The organism is Clostridium sp. MCC328, assembly GCF_018785465.1.
GTDB classification, from domain to species: Bacteria; Bacillota; Clostridia; order Lachnospirales; family Lachnospiraceae; genus Pilosibacter; species Pilosibacter fragilis.
The window spans coordinates 1-2,887 of the sequence record NZ_WQPW01000065.1; the positions used below are offsets into that span (position 1 = coordinate 1).

Here is a 2,887-nt window from a genome sequence, read left to right on the forward strand (position 1 = left end):
CAGCGGTGCTAAGATCACAAACGACTGGAGATTAACAACTCCGTACGATGACGAGAGCGCTGATGAGGAGTGGTACTACTCCAAGTCCAACGGTAAGAGAGCTGAGAACGAGAAGATCACTTACAAGGGAAAATCCTACTACTTCGATACAGACGGAATCATGCTTACAGGTTGGGTAACAACTGGTGAAGGTACATCCGCAGTTAACGAAGCTAACGGTTATGAGAAAGACCACACATTCTACTGCGACGAGACAGGTGCTCGTTGGGTTAAAGATACTAAGCCGGGCACAGGCGATGACGATGTAGATGCAGACGAGTACTGGTACTACTTAAAGAAAGCTACCGGTAAGCCGGCAACAGGCAAGCAGTCCAACATCAACGGTCAGATCTACCTCTTCAACGGAGAAGGTCAGATGCAGTCTGGTTGGGTAGCAGCTGCTACAGATTCCAACACCAAGTTCTTCCAGCTTGATAAAGAAGATGAGGAAGAGAAGATGAGCGTTGCTGAGTCCGATGTTTACTACTGTGGTGACGAGGATGGCGGACACGCTAAGAAGAATAAATGGTTAAAGACATGGCTTCCGTACGATACAAACGAAGAGGAAGATGATAAAGAGTGGTTCTGGTTCGATAAAGAAGGTAAACTCTTTAGAGCTGGTTACAATACAGCAGCTGAGACAGCTTCCAACGCAATCAAGTATAAACTCGACGAAGGTGTTCTTGTACAGGATGACAACAGGGGCGCAACTCTTATCGGAAAAAAGAAAGTTAACTCCAAAGATTACTGGTTCAGAAACGATGGTGTAATACTTTCCAAGTTCTACCAGATCAATGGCGCTATGTACTGCTTCGGTGGAGCCGATGATGGTTCCATGAAGACCGGTTCCCAGTCCATCAAGGATAACACAGGTGACACATATAAGTTCTACTTCTACACAAAGGATCAGGATTCCACAAAATACCAGACTCCGGATGTCCAGAAACTTAAAAAGGGTGCTGGTGTAACAGGTAACCAGAGCAACAAGCTTTACTACTACGGTCTTTTACTTACAGCTGATGACTACAAGTATCAGGTAGCAACTGTTGAGAATCATGATTTCATTATCAACTCCAACGGTTCTATCCAACACTCCTTCGATACTTCCTATAAGGAGGATGGCGATACTCTTATCACTGTAGAAGCAAAGGGTGCAGCAGCATACGAGGAAGATGGTCAGTACAAGTATGGCTTCACAAAGGGTGTTACAAGCAAGGTATCCGATGTAGATCTTAACGAGTTTTACAACGCACCAGCAACAACAACCTTTACTCTTAAGTAATTAAGGTTTAAATTAGAAATTCTAATTGCACACAAAGCCGGGCAAGGAAACCTTGCCCGGCTTTTCGTCACAGAAGCATCTTATAGCCTATGTATTTTCATCACTTACAGACAGCGGCTTTTGTCATATAACATTTCACATACAGTAAATGGGCGGGAAATATTTCCCGCCCATCCTGTTTGCAATTAGAATTTCTAATTTCGAATATTAAATTACTCTGCCGGAACAAAGAACTTGCCAAGATCTACATCACTAACACGCCTATCAACAGAATCTGTGTTATCGATAGCATACTTGAACTGAGCTTTTGTCTGATACTTAGTATCTCCCTTTACACCAGTCTTAACAAGGATATCGCCATCCTCTTTGTACTCAGTGCTTGCGGAATGCTGAATAGTACCATTAGAGTTTACAATAAAGCTGTAAACTGTCTGGTTATTTTCCGGTCCTACAGCAATGTTAGCTACCTGATACTTATAATCATCAGCCTGAATCTGCATACCATACCAGTAAAGCTTGTTGCTCTGGTTACCAACTACACCAGCACCTTTAGCAAGGTTGTGTTTTCCGTCCGGAGTCTTGAACTCGCTGGACTGATCCTTTGTGTAGAAGTAGAACTTGTATGTGTCGCCTGTGTTATCCTTGATGGACTGGGAACCAGTCTTCATGGAACCATCATCAGAGCCACCGAAGTAGTACATAGCATCGTTGATAAGGTAGAACTTGGAAAGCATCACGCCATCACCTGTGAACCAGTAATCTTTGGAGTTAACTTTCTTTTTACCGATAATTGTTTCAGCTTCATTAGCGTCTTTTACAAGTGTACCTTCGTCAAGTTTGTACTTCCAAGCGTTAGATGCTGTAGCAGCTGCTGTGTTCTTACCAGTATTAGCTCTGAAGAGTTTACCTTCTTTATCGAACCAGAACCACTTTTTGTCGTCTTCCTCTTCATTTGTATCATTCGGAAGCCATGTCTTAACCCACTTGTTCTTCTTAGCGTGTCCGTCATCCTCATCGCCGCAGTAGTAAACCTCACCCTTTGCGGTCTTCATTTCTTTCTCATCATCCTCTTCGTCAAGCTGATAGAACTTAACGTTGCTGGATGTAGCAACATCTTCAGCTACCCAACCGTGCTACATCTGACCTTCGGCGTTGAAGAGGTAGATCTGACCATTGAGGTTGGACTGCTTGCCTGTTGCCGGCTTACCGGTAGCTTTCTTTAAGTAGTACCAGTACTCGTCTTCATCAGCGTCATCATCTGTAACGCCCGGTTTTGTATCTTTAACCCATGCACCCTCTACACGAGCACCTGTCTCGTCGCAGTAGAATGTGTGGTCTTTCTCATAACCATTAGCCTCGTTGACTGCAGATGCACTATCACCAGTTGTTACCCAACCTGTGAGCATCTTTCCGTCACTATCGAAGTAGTAGGTTTTTCCCTTGTAAGTGATCTTCTCGCCTTCAGCTCTCTTACCGTTGGACTTGAAGTAGTACCACTCCTCATCAGCGCTCTCGTCATCGTACGGAGTTGTTAATCTCCAGTCGTTTGTGATCTTAGCACCGCTG

The 2,887-nt window shown here is 44.1% G+C and carries 1 protein-coding gene and 2 pseudogenes; 1 reads left to right on the forward strand and 2 read right to left on the reverse strand.

Annotated features, from left to right (window positions below):
- A pseudogene (locus GPK83_RS10335) lies at positions 1 to 1,321 on the forward strand (hypothetical protein); the annotation flags it as partial.
- Positions 1,322 to 1,533: 212 nt separating this feature from the next.
- On the opposite strand, the gene GPK83_RS10340 reads toward GPK83_RS10335, so the two are convergent.
- Both GPK83_RS10340 and GPK83_RS10345 read right to left on the reverse strand, forming a co-directional pair.
- Positions 1,534 to 2,373 carry a hypothetical protein gene (locus GPK83_RS10340; RefSeq protein ID WP_215704726.1) on the reverse strand — a complete coding sequence of 280 codons (840 nt, stop codon included), beginning with the start codon at positions 2,371 to 2,373 and terminating at the stop codon, positions 1,534 to 1,536.
- Between the two features lie 81 nt (positions 2,374 to 2,454).
- Positions 2,455 to 2,887: pseudogene (locus tag GPK83_RS10345) on the reverse strand (hypothetical protein); the annotation flags it as partial.

Bases quoted from the DNA above. Each gene is read 5' to 3' on its own strand.
- GPK83_RS10340 (WP_215704726.1), bottom strand. From the start codon at position 2,373: ATGAAGACCGCAAAGGGTGAGGTTTACTACTGCGGCGATGAGGATGAC.